Here is an 18,329-nt window from a genome sequence, read left to right as displayed (position 1 = left end):
CCGAAGGCGGGGGCAAAGCCCCCCAAATCATGTCGTGGGCGCAGCCCGCATTCAGATCAAAGGACCACAACCATGGCCCCCAAAGTACTCATCTCCGACAAACTCTCCGACGCCGCCGTCCAGATCTTCCGCGACCGTGGGATCGAGGTCGACTTCGAACCCGATCTCGGCAAGGACAAGGACAAACTGGCCGAGGTTATCGGCCAATATGACGGCCTCGCCATCCGCTCGGCGACCAAGGTGACGCCGACGATCCTGAAACACGCCGACAACCTCAAGGTCATCGGCCGCGCAGGCATCGGCACCGACAACATTGACAAGGACGCGGCCAGCAAAAAGGGCGTGATCGTCATGAACACGCCCTTCGGCAACATGATCACGACGGCCGAGCACGCCATCGCCATGATGTTCGCCGTCGCCCGCCAGATCCCCGAAGCCAGCGAGTCGACCCACGCAGGCAAATGGGAAAAGTCCAAGTTCATGGGCACAGAGCTGACGGGCAAGACCCTCGGCGTCATCGGCGCAGGCAACATCGGCGGCATCGTTTGTGACCGTGCCCGTGGTCTGAAAATGAAGGTCCTCGCCTACGATCCCTTCCTGGGCGAAGAGAAAGCCGACAAGATGGGCGTCGAAAAGGTCGAGCTCGACGACCTCATCAAACGCGCCGACTTCATCACCCTGCACGTCCCCAAGACCGAGCAGACCGCCAACATGATCACGGCCGAAAAAATCGCCATGATGAAACCCGGCGTGCGGATCATCAACTGCGCCCGCGGCGGCCTCGTGGACGAGGAGGCGCTGGCAGAAGCGCTCAAGTCCGGCCACGTCGCCGGTGCCGCCTTCGACGTCTTCGCCGAAGAGCCCGCCAAGGAAAACGCCCTTTTCAACCTGCCCAACGTGGTGGTCACACCCCACCTCGGCGCCGCCACGACCGAAGCGCAGGAAAACGTCGCCCTGCAAGTGGCCGAGCAGATGGCCAACTACCTGCTCACCGGCGCCGTTGAAAACGCGCTCAACATGCCCTCCGTCACGGCGGAAGAGGCCAAGGTCATGGGCCCCTGGGTCAAACTCGCCGGCCACCTCGGCAGCTTCATCGGCCAGATGACGGACGAGCCGATCAAGGCAATCAACATCCTCTACGACGGTGTCGTCTCCGAAATGAACCTCGACGCGCTCAACTGCGGTGTGGTTGCGGGCATCATGAAACGGGCAAACCCGGACGTGAACATGGTCTCCGCCCCCGTCATCGCGAAAGAGCGTGGCATCCAGATCAGCACCACGAACCAGGACCAGTCCGGCGCGTTCGAGGGCTACATCAAGGTCACCGTCGTGACCGACAAACGCGAACGCTCGGTCGCGGGCACTGTCTTCTCCGACGGCAAACCGCGCTTCATCCAGATCAAGGGCATCAACATCGACGCCGAGATCGGGGCCAACATGCTCTACACCACGAACGAGGACGTGCCCGGCATCATCGGCCTTCTGGGCAACACGATGGGCAAGAACGGCGTGAACATCGCGAACTTTACGCTGGGCCGCGCGGCTGTCGGCGGCGAAGCCATCGCGCTGCTCTATGTCGACGACCCGATCCCCGGCGACGTGCTGAAAACGCTCGAAGGGACCGGACAGTTCACGCAGGTCAAACCGCTCGAATTCGACGTCGCCTGATCGGCCAAAAGGTGCGCAGTAAATGCGCACCCTGCGGATCCACGACCAAACCGTAGGGTGTGCGGTCCCCGCGCACCATTCATCGAACTGGCCCCGGAACCAAACACACACTAACACCATGGGCGACCGACAAGGACCGCCCATGCCATCCCCCACAGCCTACATCCTGTGCACCAGCCCCCGCAGCGGCAGCACGCTGCTCTGCGCCCTCCTGCGCGACAGCGGCGTGGCAGGCCACCCGAAATCCTATTTCCACCGCCCGTCCCTCGCCGAGTGGAGCAAAGGGCTGGACCTCGAACCAAACACACCCCGCTCCGACATCGTCGCCGAAGCCACACGACAAGGCCGCGGCAACACAGACATCTTCGGCCTGCGCCTGCAACGGCACAGCGCAGCCTTCTTCTTTGACCAACTGCGCGACATGCACCCCGCAGCGCAAACCGACGCGCAAGCCGTCACCGCACAATTCGGCCCCACCCGCTACCTCCACCTGCACCGCGCCGACAAACTGGCGCAGGCCGTCTCACTGGTCCGCGCCAATCAAAGCGGCCTCTGGCACCGCAACGCCGACGGGTCAGAGCTGCAACGCACAGCACCACCCCAAACGCCCACATATGACCAAAACGCCATCGCAAACGAACTGGCGACAGTCACAACCTACGATGCCGAATGGGAAGCGTGGTTCACACGCGAGGGTATCGCACCCCTCAGACTGGACTACGACACACTCGCAGCCGACCCAAATGCAACGCTGGCGCGCGTGCTGAGCCACCTCGACCTGCCGCCCATCACACCACCAGCTCCCGCTGTCGCCAAACTCGCCGACGACATCAACGCCGACTGGATCGCCCGGTTCAAAGCCGACACCACATGACAGCAAGGCACAGGTGTCCTCCGCCTTGCGCCGCACGCCAATGACGGTACGGTATACCAATGCCCGGCTTCGACACCCTCCTCGCTTTCCTCATCGCCACCGCGATCTTCGCCTACATCCCCGGCCCCGCTATGCTTTATGCGACGGCGCAAACGCTCGCCCGTGGCGCACGCGCCGGGCTCATGGCCGCGCTCGGCATCCATATCGGCGGCTATGTCCACGTGCTGGCTGCCGCCTTCGGCCTCGCGATCCTCTTCGAACTCGTGCCGCCCCTCTACCTCGCGCTGAAACTGATCGGCGCGGCCTACCTCATCTGGCTCGGGATCCAGATGATCCGCACGCGCAACGCCCGTGTGAACGCCACACCCCAGGGCGGCCGCGACCCCGTCCGTGCCTTCCGCCAAAGCATGACGGTCGAAATCCTGAACCCGAAAACAGCGCTCTTCTTCGTAGCCTTTTTGCCGCAATTCTCCGACCCGGGCGCAGCACTCCCGATCTGGGCGCAACTCCTGATCCTCGGCACGGTGGTCAACATCATGTTCTCAAGCGCTGACCTCGTCTGCGTGGCACTGGCCTCCCGCATGTCCCGTCTGCTCGCACGCTCGGGCCAAGCCACAGCACGGGCCAAGGCACTCGGCGGCTCCATCCTCGTCGGCCTCGGCCTGACCGTCGCCCTCGATCGTTAGATCTGGCGCCCCAGCCGTAGGATGCGCATTCACTGCGCACCGATCCCTTCCTCTCGACCCCGAAACCCGAACCCGCTAAGGCAAAGGCACCCTCCGCCCCGCCCGAAAGACCCTCATGCAAGACCCAATCTACGCCATCGGCGACATCCACGGCCAAATGGCCGAACTGGACCGCGTCCTGTCCCTGATCGAAACGGATGGAGGACAAAACGCCCGCATCGTCTTCCTCGGCGACTACACAGACCGTGGCCCCGACAGCCGCACCGTGCTCGACGCCCTGATCGCCGGGCGCGACGCCGGCCGGAACTGGACGTTCCTCAAGGGCAACCACGACCGCATGTTCGAATGGTTCATGGAAGAGCCGATCCACCACGACCCGCACATGATGGTCGAGCTTTATTGGCTGCACGACCGCCTCGGCGGCAACACGACGCTGGCCTCCTACGGCGTCGACGCCAGCGGCACCCGGCGCGAGAAGGACGTGCAGGCCGACGCGCGCGCCGCCGTGCCAGCCTCCCACCTGACCTTCCTGCGCGACCTGCGGCTGATGCACATCACGGGCGACCTCATGTTCGTCCACGCCGGTATCCGTCCCGGCGTCGCCTTGGCGGACCAGACGGAGGAAGACCTGCTCTGGATCCGGCAGGAGTTTCACCGCTCCGACGCAACGCACCCCAAGCTGATCGTCCACGGCCACACCCCGGTCGACGCGGCGACGCATTACGGCAACCGTATCAACCTCGACACGGGCGCGGGCTACGGCAAGCCACTCACCGCCGCCGTGTTCGAGGATGGCAAAGTGTGGACCCTGACCAACGCAGGCCGCGTGCCGCTCTCACCGTAAACCAGCCGCGCAAATCGGAGCCGTAGGGTAGGGTTTCACCCCACCAACCCGCGACATATCACCGCAAATTAACCTTTAGAATCAGTGGCTAGACCGCATCCAATCGAAAACACGCAGTTTCACCCCAAAACTTCGCAGTTTCCCAAAATCACACCAAGTCCACTCGGATTCAGCCGCGCCAAAACACGCAGTTTGCGCTCAAAAATGTGCAGTTTCGCAAAACTGTAAACCCATTCAGCACGAAAATACCCACTCAAACCCGTGGTTAACGCACCGCACGCATCTCACGTCCAATCCAACACAACCTTGCCCGAGGACCCCGCCTTCATCGCCGCAAACCCGGCCTCGAACTCCGCCGCCTTGAACCGGTGCGTGATCACCTTCGACACGTCCAACCCGTTCTCCAACATCGCGATCATCTTGTACCAGGTCTCGAAAATCTCGCGCCCATAGACCCCCTTGATCGTGATCGCCTTGAACACGATCCGGCTCCAATCCACGGGGCTCTTGCCGGGTGGAATCCCCAGCATCGCAATGCGCCCGCCCATCGTCATCGCCTCGACCATCTGGTCAAGCGCTTGCTGATTGCCGGACATCTCCAGACCCACATCAAAGCCCTGGGTCATCCCCAATTCCCCAATGATCTCAGACAGTTCCCGCTCCGCCACATTCACCGTCACCACGTCGGCAACACGCGCCGCCAGCGCCAACCGGTCCGGATTCACATCCGTAATCACCACATGCCGCGCGCCTACATGACGCGCCACAGCGGCCGCCATGATCCCGATTGGCCCTGCGCCCGTAACCAGCACATCCTCCCCGATCAGGTCAAAGGACAGCGCCGTATGAACCGCATTCCCCAGCGGATCCAGAATGGCCCCCACATCATCCGAAATCCCATCCGGCAGCGGCACGACATTGAACGCAGGCAGCCGCAGATACTCGGCAAACGCCCCCTGCTCGTTCACCCCGATCCCCCGCGTCGCCGGGTCCAGATGAAACTTCCCCGCTCTGCTCTGGCGCGAGGTTTTCCCAATCAAATGCCCCTCGCCCGAGCACCGCTGACCAAGCGCCAAGTCATTGACGTTACGACCTAAATCCACGATCTCACCAGCGAACTCATGCCCCGTGATCAACGGCGTCGGCACGGTCGCCGACGCCCATTCATCCCAGTTCCAGATGTGAATATCGGTCCCGCAAATCCCGGTTTTCTTCACCCGGATCAGCACGTCGTCCGGCCCAATCTCCGGCACCGGCGCCTCAACCCGCCACAGCCCTTCCCGCGGATGCGTCTTCTCCAATGCCATCATCGTATTACGCATCAGATCACCCCCACCGCTTTACCCGCGATTTCAAAGGCTTGCAGCCCCCGATCCAGATCATCCCGCGTCAGCGCTGCATTCATCTGCGTTCGAATACGCGCTTGCCCACGCGGCACAACCGGGAAGAAAAAGCCCGAGACATAGACCCCTTCGTCGAACAACCGCGCCGCCATATCCTGCGCCAGCTGCGCTTCGCCCAGCATGACGGGAATGATCGGATGCTCACCGGGCAGGAGCTCAAAACCCAGCGTTTCCAGACCCTTACGCCAGTAGTCCGCGTTGTCGAACAACTGCGCCCGCAGCGCGTCGCCCTCCTCGACCAACCGGATCGCCTCGATCCCCGCGGCCACAATCGCCGGCGGCAGCGAGTTCGAAAACAGATATGGCCGCGCACGCTGACGCAGCAGATCAATCACCGGCTGCGACCCCGCGATATAGCCACCAATCGACCCGCCCAGCGCCTTGCCCAGCGTCCCGGTCAGCACATCGACATCCACACCAAAATGTGCGGGCGTCCCCGCCCCTTTTGGCCCCATGAAGCCCGTCGCGTGGCAATCATCCACCATCACCAGGGCACCGAAATTCCGCGCAAGTTCAGTGATTTCCGGGAGTTTCGCCAGATAGCCATCCATGGAAAACACGCCATCTGTGGCAATCATGATATGCCGCGCGCCATCGGCTTTGGCCGCGCGCAACTGCTTTTCCAAACTGTCCATATCGCTGTTCGCGTAGCGATACCTCTTCGCCTTGCACAGCCGAATGCCATCAATGATCGACGCATGGTTCAGCGCATCGGAAATGATCGCGTCCTCCGGCCCCAAAAGCGGTTCGAACAGCCCGCCATTGGCGTCGAAACAGGCCGCAAAAAGGATCGCATCGTCCTTTCCCAGAAAGCGCGCCAGCCGCTGCTCCAGCTCGCAATGCAGATCCTGCGTCCCGCAGATAAACCGGACCGAGGCCATGCCGAAGCCTTTGGTATCCAAGGTATTTTTAGCCGCCGCGATCAGGTCTGGATGGTCAGCCAGCCCAAGGTAATTGTTCGCACAAAGGTTCAGCACCGCGCGCCCAGCCACGTCGATGCGCCCACCTTGGGGCGAGGTGATCTCGCGCTCGCGTTTGAACATCCCGTCCGCCTCGATCTGGGCCAGGGTGTCGGTCACATGGTTCAGAAAGGCTTGGGTCATAGATGTGCTCCTTTGGGAACATATCTAACATCCCGGACGTGATTCCGGTAGAGCGGATTTCATAATCGCGGACAAAAATCCGTTACAGCGGATAATTGCCTATGCGTCCTGCACCACCAGAAAGGCGCGTGCGGGCCGGTCCGCCTCGATCCGGTGCGGCACGTCAGCGGCATAGCGGGCTGTGTCACCCTGCCCCACCTTCTCGGATGCGCCGCCACTCGTGACCTTCAGCTTGCCATCGATCACGGTCAGATGTTCGCGCGCGCCACGGGCGTGGGGTTGACTGTCCAGCACGCCGCCTTCGACGAAACGCAATTCATATACCTCGTGCTGCCCCGCCTCTTCCGGCGGGCTGAGAATGCGAATTGTGCAGCCTGCGCCGCGGTTCTCAATGCTGGGCACATCGCCCGCGCGCAGCACCTCGATCCGCTCCGTTGCGCCATCATCGAGAAGCCCAGCAAAATCCACCTGCAAGGCCCGTGTCAGGTTCCAGAGAGTCGCAATGGTGGGCGAAGACTCTCCCCGCTCGATCTGGCTGACCATGGATCGGGACACGCCCGACAGCTTCGCCACCGCATCCAGTGAAAGACCCTGCGCTCGCCGCGCATCCTTCAGCCGTGTGGGCAGAAGGGACAATATAGCGTCTGTATTCTCCGTCATGACGGAGTGATGCCAATGCCGTTGCGTCCAAGTCAAGTCCGGGGGCTGACATGGGCCGGGCGCAGGGTCATATCAAATGACAAAAGGGAGGATCACCATGACCCAAGATATCGTCATTCTGGACGGCGCACGCACCGCCATCGGCACCTTCGGCGGATCGCTCGCAGGCACCACGCCCATCGACCTGGGCACAGTTGCGGCCAAGGCAGCACTTGAGCGGTCGGGGGTCGAGGGCGGACAGATCGGCCACGTCGCCTTTGGCCACGTCATCAACACCGAACCGCGCGACATGTATTTGTCCCGCGTGGCGGCCATGCAGGCGGGCGTGCCCGACACGACGCCAGCCATGAACGTGAACCGGCTGTGCGGCTCCGGCGTGCAGGCGATTGTGAGCGTGATTCAGTCTCTAATGCTGGGCGATGCGGAGTTTGGCCTCGCCGGTGGGGCCGAGAACATGTCACGCTCGCCCTTCATCATCCCCAGCCAGCGTTGGGGCGCCAAGATGGGTGATATGAAGACGCTCGACATGATGCTGGGCGCGTTGAACTGTCCGTTCGGCACCGGCCATATGGGCGTGACAGCCGAGAACGTGGCTGCAGAGCACCAGATCACGCGGGAGGCGCAGGACGCCTTTGCGATGCAAAGCCAGGAACGCGCCGCAGCCGCGATTGCGGATGGGCGCTTTGCCAGCCAGATCGCGCCGGTCGAGGTGAAGGTGAAGCGCGATACGGTTGCCTTTGAGGTCGATGAGCATCCGAAGGCAACGAGCATGGAGGCACTGGGCGGCTTGCGGCCCGTGTTCCAGAAGGACGGGTCGGTGACGGCGGGCAATGCGTCGGGCATCAATGACGGTGCGGGCGCTGTTGTGCTTGCGACCGCTGACGCAGCCGAGAAAGCAGGGCTGACGCCCAAGGCGCGTGTGCTGGGCTATGCACACGCGGGCGTGCGCCCCGAAGTGATGGGCATTGGCCCGATCCCAGCCGTCCGTAATCTGCTCGACCGGACGGGGTTGTCGCCCGAGGACTTCGATGTCATCGAATCGAATGAAGCCTTTGCCGCGCAGGCGCTGGCGGTGTCGAATGACCTTGGCTTTGATCCGGCGCGCGTGAACCCGAACGGCGGTGCGATTGCGCTGGGGCACCCGGTGGGCGCGACCGGTGCGATCATCACGGTGAAGGCGCTGTATGAGCTTGAGCGGATCGGTGGATCCAAGGCGCTGATCACCATGTGTATCGGTGGTGGTCAGGGGATCGCCTTGGCGATTGAACGGATCGCCTGAGGTCGGCGTCGGACTGGGGCGCTGCCCCAGACCCCGTCGTATTTCCGGTCAGAAGAAGACTATGCCAACGCTTCAATGAGGAGGGTGAGCCCCCCTCCGGCCAGTAGCCCGATGACACCGGCAAGCGTGATCCACCGCCAGAAGCCGTTGCGTTTCTGTGGTTGCGGGTTGGATTGCGCGATCAAGGCCTGTTCGACAAGGCGCGGCAGGCGGGGTCCGAAGCGGGTGAGGACGCGGGCCGTCTTGTAAAGGTCGTTGACCACAGCGCGCGGGCCGATGGATTTCTGGATGTAGTCCGACACCACGGGCGAGGCGACCTGCCAGATGTTGATGTTGGGGCTGAGTGAGCGGGCGACGCCCTCGACCACGACCATGGTGCGTTGCAGCAGGATCAGTTCGGTCCGGGTTTCCATGCCGAAGCGTTCGGTCACTTCGAACAGGTAGGCGAGCAGGCGGCCCATTGAGATTTTCGATGCGTCCATTCCGAAGATCGGCTCACCCACAGCTCGCAGAGCGCGGGCAAATTCGTCCACATCCTTGTCGGCTGGGACATAGCCTGCTTCGAAATGCACCTCGGCCACGCGCTTGTAGTCTTTGCGGATGAAGCCGAACAGGATCTCGGCATAGACGCGGCGGGTGTATTCGTCGATATGCCCCATGATCCCGAAATCATAGGCGATGATGTCACCGTTGGCCGCGACCTTGAGGTTGCCCTGGTGCATGTCGGCGTGGAAATAGCCATCGCGCAGGGCGTGCAGCAGGAACAGTTTGAGGACTCGTTCGCCAAGGTTGACGCGGTCATGCCCGGCAGCGTCCAGCGCGGCATTGTCACCCATGGGGACACCATCGGCCCATTCCAGGGTCATCACACGGCGGCCCGAATACTCCCAACGCACTTTGGGCAGGCTGAACCCTTCGTCTTTTTCCGTGTTCGCGGCGAACTCACCGGCAGCTGAGGATTCGAGGCGCAAGTCCAGCTCGCCCTGCACAACGCCGTCGAAATGCGCGATAACGTCCACGGGTTTGAGGCGCCGGGCGCCGGGGGCGAACAGCTCGACAATCGAGGCGGCGAAATAGAAGGCGTCGATGTCCTTCTGGAACGCCTTTTCGATGCCGGGGCGTAGGACCTTGACCGCGACGAACTTGTCCTCGTCGGCGAGCTTGGCCTTGTGCACCTGCGCGATGGAGGCGGCGGCGACCGGTTCGCTGAATTCGGAGAACAGGGTGTCCGTGGGCAGGCCCAACTCGCGGGCCACTTCGGCCTTGGCATCGTCGGCGGAGAAGGGAGGCAATTTGTCCTGAAGGACGCGGAGTTGCACGGCGAGTTCGTCGCCGACCACGTCGGGGCGCGTCGACAGGATCTGGCCGAACTTGATGTAGGCGGGGCCGAGTGCGGTGATGGCCCGGATGGCGGGCGGCATGTTCGGGTCGCCCTTGTAGCCCAGCCAGCGGAAGGGTTTGGCGAGCGCCTTGGCCACGAGGCGCAGGGCAGGGGGCGCCTCGAACGCATCGAGGACGACATTCATCGCGCCCGCGCGTTCGAGGGTCGCGCCTGTGCGGATCAGGCGGATGAAGTTGTGGGGGCCTTTCACCGGGCTGTCCCCGCGGGGACAAAGGTGCGTTTGGAAAGTGTCCCCGCGGGGACACTTGGGCTTAACGCTTTCTTAACCACAAGATATTGAAAAATCATCAGATTTTCCACCCAGAATGCAGGCAGGCGATGCCCATCGACAGGTTTCGGTACTTTGCGTTCTCGAACCCGGCGCTGCGGACCATGGACAGGAATGTCTCCTGATCCGGGAATTTGCGGATGGATTCCACGAGGTACTGGTAGCTGTCGCGGTCCCCGGCGATCATCTGGCCCATGCGGGGGATGACGTTGAAGCTGTAGAGATCGTAGAGCTTCTGCATCCCATCGTTCGGCAACTGGCTGAACTCCAGCACCATCAGACGGCCGCCGGGTTTCAGGACCCGGTAGGCTTCGTTCAGCGCCTCCTGCGGGCGGGTGACATTCCGGATGCCGAAGCTGATTGTATAGACGTCAAACGTGTTGTCGTCGAAGGGCAGGGCCATCGCGTCGCCCACGACCCAGTCGAGACTGTCGGCCATCTTGTCCGCCTCGGCCCGTTTGCGGCCTTCGACGAGCATGGGTTCAGTGAGGTCCAGCACGGTGGCATGGCCGTGGCCTGCGCGTTTGAGGAACTTGAACGAGATGTCGCCGGTGCCGCCCGCAACATCGAGCAGCTTTTGACCGGGGCGCGGGGCCAACCAGTCCATCATCGCCTCTTTCCAGATGCGGTGGATGCCGACACTCATGACGTCGTTCATGATGTCGTATTTGGAGGCGACCGAGTTGAAGACCCCCTGCACGCGCCCCGCCTTCTCCCCCTCGGGTAAGGTTTCAAACCCGAAATGCGTGGTCTTGTCGTCGGTCATGGCTGGGGCGTCTTTGTTGTTTTGTCAGGGCTTGTTATAGGCTGCTGGCGCGCATACACAACGTGACCCTTTCGCCGCAGGAGCACGCGCACATGCCCGAACTGCCCGAAGTTGAAACCGTCCGCCGTGGGCTTGCGCCCACGATGGAAGGGGCTGTGATTGCCCAAGCGGATGTGAACCGGCCCGATCTGCGGTGGCCGTTTCCGGCTGGGATGGCGGAGCGGCTGAGCGGGCAACAAGTGTTGGGGCTGCGGCGGCGATCGAAGTATATTTTGGCGGATCTGGCGAGCGGTGAGACGCTGTTGATCCATTTGGGGATGTCGGGGCGGATGCTGGTGTCGGGCGATCCGCTGGGGGTGTTTGTGCATGAGCACCCGGCGCCCGAGAAGCATGACCATGTGGTGCTGCACATGGACAATGGAGCGCGCATTACCTTCAACGATCCGCGGCGGTTCGGGGCGATGGATCTGATGGAGACCGCCTCCGCCGATCAGCACAAGCTGCTGGCTGTTCTGGGGCCTGAGCCGCTAGGCAATGCGTTCAACGAGGATCACCTGATCGCCGCCTTCGAGGGCAAGAACACGCCTGTGAAATCCGCGCTACTGGATCAGAGAATCGTCGCGGGATTGGGCAATATTTATGTCTGCGAGGCGCTTTTTCGGGCGGGCATCGCGCCCACGCGCAAGGCGGGGCGGATTTCAAAAGCGCGGGTGGCGGCGCTGGTGCCAATCATTCGGGATGTGCTGGCGGAGGCGATCGAGGCCGGGGGATCGTCCTTGCGTGATTTTCGCCAAGCCGATGGAGAGCTTGGATATTTTCAGCATCGCTTTGATGTTTATGGGCGTGAAGGGGAACCTTGCCGCACGCCCGGGTGTTCGCAACAGGTAGCACGGATCGTGCAGTCGGGGCGGTCGTCTTTCTACTGCAGGTCGTGCCAATCTTGACTTGAAACGGGGCGCGCAGGTGTTAACCCTGACCCACTAAAGGCAACAGATGAAAGCGAACCCATGGCCTATGAGACGATCATCGTCGACGTGGAAGACCACATAGCAAAGGTCACACTGAACCGGCCCGATGCGCTGAATGCCCTGAACGATCAATTGCTCACCGAACTGGCCGACGCCATGGCCGCCGCCCAGGCCAATGACAAGGTGCGGTGCATCGTCATCACCGGGTCGGAAAAGGCGTTCGCCGCCGGGGCCGACATCGCGATGATGAAGGACAAGTCCTATGTCGAGGTGTTCAACGAGGATCTGTTCGGGCCGGAGACCGATGCCATTGTACGGGTGCGCAAGCCGGTGATTGCTGCCGTGTCCGGTTATGCGCTGGGCGGGGGCTGCGAGTTGGCGATGATGTGCGACTTCATCATTGCGTCCGATACGGCAAAGTTCGGCCAGCCCGAGATCAACCTAGGCGTCATGGCCGGGATCGGCGGCACCCAGCGTTTGACCCGTGCCGTGGGCAAGGCCAAGGCGATGGACATGAACCTGACGGGTCGTTTCATGGATGCGGAAGAGGCGGAGCGGTCCGGGCTGGTCAGCCGTGTGGTGCCCGCCAAGAAGCTGATGGACGAAGCGATGGCTGCCGCCGAAAAGATCGCCGAGAAGTCGATGATTTCCGTCATGGCGGTGAAGGAAGCGGTAAACCGCTCCTTTGAAATGCCGCTGCGCGAGGGGCTGCTGTTCGAGCGGCGCGTGTTCCATTCGCTATTCGCGACCGAAGATCAGAAGGAAGGCATGGCTGCCTTCCTCGACAAGCGCGAGGCGCAGTTCCGCGACAAGTAGGTGCGGTTACTTCTGGTTCGCACCCCGTAGCTGGCGAATCGTGGCTCGGATCCTGCGCCAGTCTTCCGCCTCGGTCGGATTGCCCGCATCGGCAGCGGCGCGTGCATTTTGGGCAGCATGCGCTTCGGCCTTGTCCCCGTGGGCGCGGTAAAGCGCGCGGGCGTGCTGAACAGTGGCCATGGGTTGGGTCATGTTTTCCTCCGTCATATTCTCGCTATGGTTGATTATAGCACATGGAAGCGATGTTTTGGTGATTCAAGGTCGGTCATGGGTCAGGGGCAGTTGACTCTGGTCCGCAAACCGCCCATATGCGCGGCTTCTGAACTACCGCACCAACCATTTGGGACGAGATAAACATGGCAAATTCGCCTCAGGCCAAGAAGCGGGCCCGTCAAAACGAAAAACGCTTCGCAGTGAACAAGGCGCGTCGTTCGCGCATCCGCACCTATCTGCGCAAAGTCGAGGAGGCGATCGCCTCGGGTGACAAGGACGCAGCATCGGCCGCACTGAAAGCCGCACAGCCCGAGCTGATGCGCGGTGTGACCAAAGGTGTGTACCACAAGAACACGGCATCGCGGAAAATGTCCCGCCTGTCGGCCCGGGTCAAAGCACTGGGTTAAGGCGCGCTCTTTGCGCAACACCAAAGCGTCGCAATTTTGCGGCGCTTTTTTTGTTTTTCCTATGAAAACAAGGCACCCATAGATTCTTTTCGGCGGATTCCTGAGTCAAGTTTTACTTTGTCTGGACGGCGCGCTCACGAACTTGCTACCCCTGTTTTGCGATTTGGAATCGCCTTGGGGGGACAGGCCAAGCGCCGCAGTATACAGTGCGTACGCGGCGATTGGATAGGGGATGACTGAAGACTAGTCTGATCCGAATTGGAGCATGCGCATCAGCGCCTGCCTGACCTGTCATGACAATCTGGTGTGCGGACGGCACGTGCGGAAAACCCGATGATATCGGGAACGGCGCGCGCCACATCTGTAGATATCCGAACGGATCAAAGCCACGCCGTAGGCAGTGGTATGGTTTTGGTCGCCCTGAGACTTGGGACGGGCTGGGCCGGCGAGCCGTAGATCGCTGGTGGAAGAAAATGGCAGAAGGGATGGTTGGACGCGCATGACACAAGAAAAATGGGGACAGCTGAGACAACGGCTGCTCAAGACGGTAGGCCAGAACAATTACACAACATGGATCGAGCCCCTGCAGTTTCGGGGACTGCAAGACGGGATAGCGACTTTCGACGTGCCCACGAACTTCATGGGCAACTATGTCAGCCAGAACTTTTCCGACCTCATCCTGCACGAGTTGAAGACCGAGGATGACAGCATCCGGCGCCTGAGCTTTGCCGTGGCTGCAAATTCAGGCGCCCGCCCGAGCGCTGTTGATGCACATGCGCCTGCTCCCGTGGCGGCCAGCGCTGGCAAGTCGGCGCAATCCGCCCTGACAGCCGCGCCGCTCGACAAGCGCTTTACCTTTGACAGTTTCGTGGTCGGCAAGCCGAACGAACTGGCCCATGCCGCAGCCAAGCGCGTGGCCGAGGGTGGACCGGTCACCTTCAACCCGCTGTTTCTGTACGGTGGCGTCGGTCTTGGTAAAACGCACCTGATGCACGCCATTGCGTGGGAGTTGCAGACCCGCCGCCCCGACCTGAATGTCCTCTACCTGTCCGCCGAACAGTTCATGTACCGCTTTGTTCAGGCGCTGCGCGACCGCAAGATGATGGACTTCAAGGAGATGTTCCGGTCCGTCGACGTGTTGATGGTGGACGACGTTCAGTTCATTGCAGGCAAGGACAGCACGCAGGAAGAATTCTTTCACACCTTCAACGCCCTGGTTGACCAGAACAAGCAGATCATCATCAGCGCGGACCGCGCGCCCGGAGAGATCAAGGATCTGGAAGAGCGTGTGAAGTCCCGCCTGCAATGCGGTCTGGTCGTGGACCTGCACCCGACCGATTATGAGCTGCGTCTGGGCATTCTGCAGTCCAAGGTCGAGCAGCAGATGCAGACCTATCCCGATCTGAAAGTCGAAGATGGAGTGCTGGAATTCCTCGCACATCGCATTTCGACCAACGTCCGTGTGCTTGAAGGGGCGCTGACCCGGCTCTTTGCCTTCGCCTCACTCGTAGGCCGCAAGATCGATATGGATCTGACCCAGGATTGTCTTGCCGACGTGCTGCGCGCGTCCGAACGCAAGATCACGGTCGAGGAGATTCAGCGCAAAGTGTCGGAACACTACAACATTCGCCTGTCCGACATGATTGGCCCCAAGCGACTGCGCGCCTATGCCCGGCCGCGCCAGGTGGCAATGTATCTGGCCAAGCATATGACATCCCGCAGCCTGCCCGAGATCGGGCGCCGTTTTGGGGGCCGCGACCACACCACTGTCATGCACGGTGTGAAGCGGATCGAAGAGCTGAAGCAATCCGATGGCCAGATTGCCGAGGATCTTGAGCTGCTGCGCCGCTCTCTCGAAGCCTGAACCTGCCGCAAACGCGACACAGAGGGGCGTCCATTGGGCGCCCTTTTTCGTTTTCAGCCGCCGCCCGTCTTGACGTCGGTGCCCGCCCGCCCGACAAGCAATAAAATGCTTGTGAAGCGCTGCGGTTGGGCTAGTCTGCCCGTCCCGGTAGAGAGGTGGGGAGACGGACCATGAAGATCAGTGTCGAACGCGGTGTGCTGCTGAAAGCGGTGAGCCAGGCCCAGTCCGTGGTCGAGCGTCGCAACACCATTCCGATCCTTGCCAATGTGCTGATCGAAGCCGAGGGGTCCGACGTGACTTTCCGTGCCACCGACCTGGATATCGAGGTGGTGGACAAGGCCCCGGCCCAGGTGGAGCGCGCCGGGTCAACAACCGTAGCCGCCACCACGCTGCACGAGATTGTCCGCAAGCTGCCCGATGGCGCGCTGGTTACGCTGACCGCCGATACCGCGGCGGGCCGCTTGACGGTTGAAGCGGGGCGCTCGAACTTCTCGCTCGCAACGCTGCCCAAGGAAGACTTCCCGGTCATGGCATCGTCGGAATATGCGTCCAACTTCTCGGTCGAGGCGCCGAAGCTGCGCCGGCTGTTCGACAAATCGAAGTTCGCCATCTCGACGGAAGAGACGCGGTACTACCTGAACGGCGTCTACATGCACATCGCCGATGGCGATGACGGCAAGGCGCTGCGCTGCGTGGCCACCGACGGCCACCGTCTGGCCCGGATCGACAGTGATCTGCCCGAAGGTGCCAGCGACATGCCCGGCGTGATCGTGCCCCGCAAGACCGTGGGTGAGCTGCGCAAGCTGTTGGACGATGACGATATGAAGATCGCCGTGTCCGTGTCCGAGACAAAGGTACGCTTTGCCACGCCCGACATCACACTGACATCGAAGGTGATCGACGGCACATTCCCCGACTACACCCGCGTCATTCCGGTGGGCAACACACGCAAGCTGGAAGTGGATGCGAGCGACTTTGCCAAGGCCGTGGACCGTGTGGCAACCGTGTCGTCCGAACGCTCGCGCGCCGTAAAGCTGCAACTGGACGAGGACCGGTTGGTGCTGTCCGTCAACGCACCCGACAGCGGTGCAGCCGAGGAAGAATTGGCCGTCGCCTATGGCGATGAGCGGTTGGAGATCGGGTTCAACGCGAAGTATCTGCTGGAGATTGCATCTCAGGTGGATCGTGAAAACGCGGTGTTCATGTTCAACTCCTCGGGCGATCCGACCCTGATGCGCGAAGGCACGGACCAGTCGGCGGTCTATGTCGTCATGCCGATGCGCGTTTAAGATTTCGTGCCTCCGGCGGGGATTTTTTTGAAACAGGGAAGGGGGCGGTGATGGCACTGTCCCTTTCTTCTTTGACGCTGTCCCATTTCCGGTCGCACAAGGTGGCGCGGCTGGCGCTGGATCCACGGCCTGTCGCGATTTACGGCCCGAATGGTGCGGGCAAGACGAATATCCTGGAAGCGGTGTCGCTGTTTTCGCCGGGGCGGGGACTGCGCCGGTCGTCGGCCGAAGACATGACGCGGCGACCCGAGGCGTTGGGGTGGAAGCTGTCAGGTGTGTTGCAGTCGCTGCAGCAGGTCCATGAGGTCGAAACCTGGTCCGAAGGGGGTGCGGCCCGGCAGGTCAAGATCGACGGCAAGGCGGCTGCGCAAACCGCTTTGGGCCGGATTGCCCGCGTGTTGTGGTTGATCCCGTCCATGGACCGGCTGTGGATCGAAGGGGCCGAGGGGCGGCGGCGGTTTCTGGATCGCATGACGCTGAGCTTTTTGCCGGACCACGCGCAAGTGTCGCTGGACTATGACAAGGCGATGCGCGAACGGAACCGGCTGCTGAAGGACATGGTGCGGGATGCGCATTGGTACGCGGCGCTGGAACAACGCATGGCCGAGACGGGCGCTGCCATTCATACCAACCGTTTGCGGGCCTTGGCCGAACTGGCAGAGGCGCAGGAGGGGGCGCAGACGGCGTTTCCCGCTGCTGATCTGACCTTGCAGCCCGGCGAATTGGGAATGCCCGAGACGGCGGAAGATTTGCGGGCCGCTTTGGCGGATGGCCGCGCCCGTGATCTGGCGGCGGGGCGGACGTTGATCGGGCCGCATCGTGCGGATTTATATGGGGTTTATGCGGCCAAGGGCGTGCCCGCCAAGGACTGTTCGACCGGCGAGCAGAAGGCGTTGCTCGTCTCTTTGATCCTCGCCAATGCGCGGGCTTTAGCGCGGGATTTCGGGGCACCGCCGCTTTTGCTGCTGGATGAGGTGGCGGCACATCTGGACGTAGACCGGCGCGCGGCGCTCTACGATGAGATTTGTGCGCTGGGCGCGCAGGCGTGGATGACGGGGACAGAGACCGCGTTGTTCGACAGTCTGGGCGACCGGGCGCAATATGTGCATGTAACCGACACGGACGGCACCAGCGACGTGGTGCAGGCGTGACCCTCGATCCCTGGGACATTGCACTTTACGCAGGTGCGCTGGCGGTGCTGTTTCTGACCCCCGGCCCGGTCTGGGTCGGCCTCATCGCGCGCAGCCTGTCGGGCGGCTTTCACGCCGCTTGGCCGCTCGCTTTGGGTGTCGTTGTGGGCGACGTGTTGTGGTCGCTGCTCGCCATCTTTGGCATCACATGGATCCTGTCGGTCTATGGCGGTTTTCTTGAGGCTCTGAAATGGGTGGCGGCGGGGATCTTCCCGCTGATGGGTGCGCTGGTGATCCGGGGGGCGGACAAGACCATCGGGACGGACAGTCGCCTGACGCGGCCCGGCATGTGGGCGGGATTTCTGGCGGGGCTGGCTGTGATCCTGGGCAACCCCAAGGCGATCCTGTTCTACATGGGAATGCTGCCGGGGTTCTTTGACCTGACTCGGCTGACCGGCTGGGATATTGCGGTGATCGTGGCGCTTTCGATGGTGGTGCCGCTGGTCGGAAACCTCTTTATGGCGCTGTCCATCGACCGCGCGCGGCGGCTCATGACCTCTCGGCGCAGCCTGCGCCGAATGAACCTGATTGCGGGCGCTTTGCTGATCTGCGTGGGGCTGATCATCCCCCTGACCTGACACACAAAATCTTGTGTCACTTGCGTGACAAACCCTGTGGAAAACGGTATA

Annotated in this window: 18 protein-coding genes; 12 read left to right on the top strand and 6 right to left on the bottom strand. The window is 62.0% G+C overall.

Annotated elements, in window-relative coordinates; genetic code table 11:
* The first annotated feature begins 72 nt into the window (after nucleotides 1-72).
* From serA to KUV51_RS10655, 4 genes are all read left to right on the top strand, one after another.
* Complete coding sequence (gene serA, locus KUV51_RS10670) at nucleotides 73-1,668, top strand: phosphoglycerate dehydrogenase (protein ID WP_222521613.1); 1,596 nt, start codon at nucleotides 73-75, stop codon at nucleotides 1,666-1,668.
* A 142-nt stretch (nucleotides 1,669-1,810) separates the two neighbouring features.
* Entirely contained in the window at nucleotides 1,811-2,542 is a 732-nt protein-coding gene (locus KUV51_RS10665) for a Stf0 family sulfotransferase (RefSeq protein WP_222521612.1), read from the top strand.
* 59 nt (nucleotides 2,543-2,601) lie between these two features.
* A complete protein-coding gene (locus KUV51_RS10660) occupies nucleotides 2,602-3,228 on the top strand; it encodes a LysE family translocator (RefSeq protein ID WP_222521611.1) in 627 nt (208 codons plus the stop codon).
* A 115-nt stretch (nucleotides 3,229-3,343) separates the two neighbouring features.
* Nucleotides 3,344-4,072: a metallophosphoesterase family protein gene (locus KUV51_RS10655; protein ID WP_222521610.1), complete on the top strand. Its 729-nt coding sequence runs from the start codon at nucleotides 3,344-3,346 to the stop codon at nucleotides 4,070-4,072.
* Nucleotides 4,073-4,356: 284 nt separating this feature from the next.
* Here KUV51_RS10655 and tdh read toward each other — a convergent pair whose 3' ends face one another.
* The 3 genes from tdh to KUV51_RS10640 all read right to left on the bottom strand — a co-directional run bounded on the left by tdh (nucleotide 4,357) and on the right by KUV51_RS10640 (nucleotide 7,238).
* Entirely contained in the window at nucleotides 4,357-5,394 is a 1,038-nt protein-coding gene (gene tdh / locus KUV51_RS10650) for an L-threonine 3-dehydrogenase (RefSeq protein WP_222521609.1), read from the bottom strand.
* A complete protein-coding gene (locus tag KUV51_RS10645; protein ID WP_222521608.1) occupies nucleotides 5,394-6,578 on the bottom strand; it encodes a glycine C-acetyltransferase in 1,185 nt (394 codons plus the stop codon). The genes tdh and KUV51_RS10645 overlap by 1 nt, the downstream gene beginning before the upstream one ends.
* A gap of 99 nt (nucleotides 6,579-6,677) precedes the next feature.
* Nucleotides 6,678-7,238: a helix-turn-helix domain-containing protein gene (locus KUV51_RS10640; RefSeq protein WP_222521607.1), complete on the bottom strand. Its 561-nt coding sequence runs from the start codon at nucleotides 7,236-7,238 to the stop codon at nucleotides 6,678-6,680.
* 97 nt (nucleotides 7,239-7,335) lie between these two features.
* Between KUV51_RS10640 and KUV51_RS10635 the strand changes: the two genes are divergently transcribed.
* A complete protein-coding gene (locus KUV51_RS10635) occupies nucleotides 7,336-8,517 on the top strand; it encodes an acetyl-CoA C-acyltransferase family protein (RefSeq protein WP_222521606.1) in 1,182 nt (393 codons plus the stop codon).
* Between the two features lie 59 nt (nucleotides 8,518-8,576).
* Here KUV51_RS10635 and ubiB read toward each other — a convergent pair whose 3' ends face one another.
* Together ubiB and ubiE are read right to left on the bottom strand one after the other, a co-directional pair.
* Entirely contained in the window at nucleotides 8,577-10,109 is a 1,533-nt protein-coding gene (gene ubiB / locus KUV51_RS10630; protein ID WP_222521605.1) for a 2-polyprenylphenol 6-hydroxylase, read from the bottom strand.
* A gap of 97 nt (nucleotides 10,110-10,206) precedes the next feature.
* Nucleotides 10,207-10,953 carry a bifunctional demethylmenaquinone methyltransferase/2-methoxy-6-polyprenyl-1,4-benzoquinol methylase UbiE gene (ubiE, locus tag KUV51_RS10625; RefSeq protein ID WP_222521604.1) on the bottom strand — a complete coding sequence of 249 codons (747 nt, stop codon included), beginning with the start codon at nucleotides 10,951-10,953 and terminating at the stop codon, nucleotides 10,207-10,209.
* A gap of 92 nt (nucleotides 10,954-11,045) precedes the next feature.
* On the opposite strand from ubiE, the gene mutM reads away from it, so the two are divergent.
* Nucleotides 11,046-11,897, top strand: coding sequence for a bifunctional DNA-formamidopyrimidine glycosylase/DNA-(apurinic or apyrimidinic site) lyase (gene mutM, locus KUV51_RS10620; RefSeq protein ID WP_222521603.1), 852 nt, complete (start codon nucleotides 11,046-11,048; stop codon nucleotides 11,895-11,897).
* 63 nt (nucleotides 11,898-11,960) lie between these two features.
* Entirely contained in the window at nucleotides 11,961-12,737 is a 777-nt protein-coding gene (locus KUV51_RS10615) for an enoyl-CoA hydratase (protein ID WP_222521602.1), read from the top strand.
* 6 nt (nucleotides 12,738-12,743) lie between these two features.
* Here the strand turns inward: KUV51_RS10615 and KUV51_RS10610 are convergent, their stop codons facing one another.
* Nucleotides 12,744-12,929, bottom strand: a complete 186-nt coding sequence (locus KUV51_RS10610; RefSeq protein ID WP_222521964.1) for a hypothetical protein — start codon at nucleotides 12,927-12,929, stop codon at nucleotides 12,744-12,746.
* Between the two features lie 164 nt (nucleotides 12,930-13,093).
* Here KUV51_RS10610 and rpsT point away from each other — a divergent pair, with 164 nt between their 5' ends.
* The 5 genes from rpsT (at nucleotide 13,094) to KUV51_RS10585 (ending at nucleotide 18,278) form a co-directional block, all read left to right on the top strand.
* A complete protein-coding gene (gene rpsT, locus KUV51_RS10605) occupies nucleotides 13,094-13,357 on the top strand; it encodes a 30S ribosomal protein S20 (protein WP_039685028.1) in 264 nt (87 codons plus the stop codon).
* Between the two features lie 499 nt (nucleotides 13,358-13,856).
* The gene (gene dnaA, locus KUV51_RS10600) at nucleotides 13,857-15,221 is read left to right on the top strand and encodes a chromosomal replication initiator protein DnaA (RefSeq protein ID WP_222521601.1); all 1,365 of its coding nucleotides are present in this window, start codon (nucleotides 13,857-13,859) and stop codon (nucleotides 15,219-15,221) included.
* Between the two features lie 170 nt (nucleotides 15,222-15,391).
* Complete coding sequence (gene dnaN / locus KUV51_RS10595; protein ID WP_222521600.1) at nucleotides 15,392-16,510, top strand: DNA polymerase III subunit beta; 1,119 nt, start codon at nucleotides 15,392-15,394, stop codon at nucleotides 16,508-16,510.
* A gap of 47 nt (nucleotides 16,511-16,557) precedes the next feature.
* Nucleotides 16,558-17,661 (top strand): DNA replication/repair protein RecF, encoded by a 1,104-nt coding sequence (gene recF, locus KUV51_RS10590; protein WP_222521599.1) that lies wholly within the window; start codon nucleotides 16,558-16,560, stop codon nucleotides 17,659-17,661.
* Entirely contained in the window at nucleotides 17,658-18,278 is a 621-nt protein-coding gene (locus KUV51_RS10585; RefSeq protein WP_222521598.1) for a LysE family translocator, read from the top strand. Before recF ends, KUV51_RS10585 begins: the two co-directional genes overlap by 4 nt.
* Nucleotides 18,279-18,329 lie beyond the last annotated feature (51 nt).

It is taken from the genome of Tateyamaria omphalii (assembly GCF_019802125.1).
GTDB lineage: Bacteria > Pseudomonadota > Alphaproteobacteria > Rhodobacterales > Rhodobacteraceae > Tateyamaria > Tateyamaria omphalii_B.
The sequence above is the reverse complement of the archived record's forward strand: the minus strand, read 5'-3'. Positions and strand labels throughout refer to the sequence as shown.

Excerpts from the sequence above, each read along its gene's own strand:
- serA (WP_222521613.1), top strand. The coding sequence starts at position 73 with ATGGCCCCCAAAGTACTCATCTCCGACAAACTCTCCGACGCCGCCGTC.
- KUV51_RS10665 (WP_222521612.1), top strand. The coding sequence starts at position 1,811 with ATGCCATCCCCCACAGCCTACATCCTGTGCACCAGCCCCCGCAGCGGC.
- KUV51_RS10660 (WP_222521611.1), top strand. The coding sequence starts at position 2,602 with ATGCCCGGCTTCGACACCCTCCTCGCTTTCCTCATCGCCACCGCGATC.
- KUV51_RS10655 (WP_222521610.1), top strand. The coding sequence starts at position 3,344 with ATGCAAGACCCAATCTACGCCATCGGCGACATCCACGGCCAAATGGCC.
- tdh (WP_222521609.1), bottom strand. The coding sequence starts at position 5,394 with ATGCGTAATACGATGATGGCATTGGAGAAGACGCATCCGCGGGAAGGG.
- KUV51_RS10645 (WP_222521608.1), bottom strand. The coding sequence starts at position 6,578 with ATGACCCAAGCCTTTCTGAACCATGTGACCGACACCCTGGCCCAGATC.
- KUV51_RS10640 (WP_222521607.1), bottom strand. The coding sequence starts at position 7,238 with ATGACGGAGAATACAGACGCTATATTGTCCCTTCTGCCCACACGGCTG.
- KUV51_RS10635 (WP_222521606.1), top strand. The coding sequence starts at position 7,336 with ATGACCCAAGATATCGTCATTCTGGACGGCGCACGCACCGCCATCGGC.
- ubiE (WP_222521604.1), bottom strand. The coding sequence starts at position 10,953 with ATGACCGACGACAAGACCACGCATTTCGGGTTTGAAACCTTACCCGAG.
- mutM (WP_222521603.1), top strand. The coding sequence starts at position 11,046 with ATGCCCGAACTGCCCGAAGTTGAAACCGTCCGCCGTGGGCTTGCGCCC.
- KUV51_RS10615 (WP_222521602.1), top strand. The coding sequence starts at position 11,961 with ATGGCCTATGAGACGATCATCGTCGACGTGGAAGACCACATAGCAAAG.
- KUV51_RS10610 (WP_222521964.1), bottom strand. The coding sequence starts at position 12,929 with ATGACCCAACCCATGGCCACTGTTCAGCACGCCCGCGCGCTTTACCGC.
- rpsT (WP_039685028.1), top strand. The coding sequence starts at position 13,094 with ATGGCAAATTCGCCTCAGGCCAAGAAGCGGGCCCGTCAAAACGAAAAA.
- dnaA (WP_222521601.1), top strand. The coding sequence starts at position 13,857 with ATGACACAAGAAAAATGGGGACAGCTGAGACAACGGCTGCTCAAGACG.
- dnaN (WP_222521600.1), top strand. The coding sequence starts at position 15,392 with ATGAAGATCAGTGTCGAACGCGGTGTGCTGCTGAAAGCGGTGAGCCAG.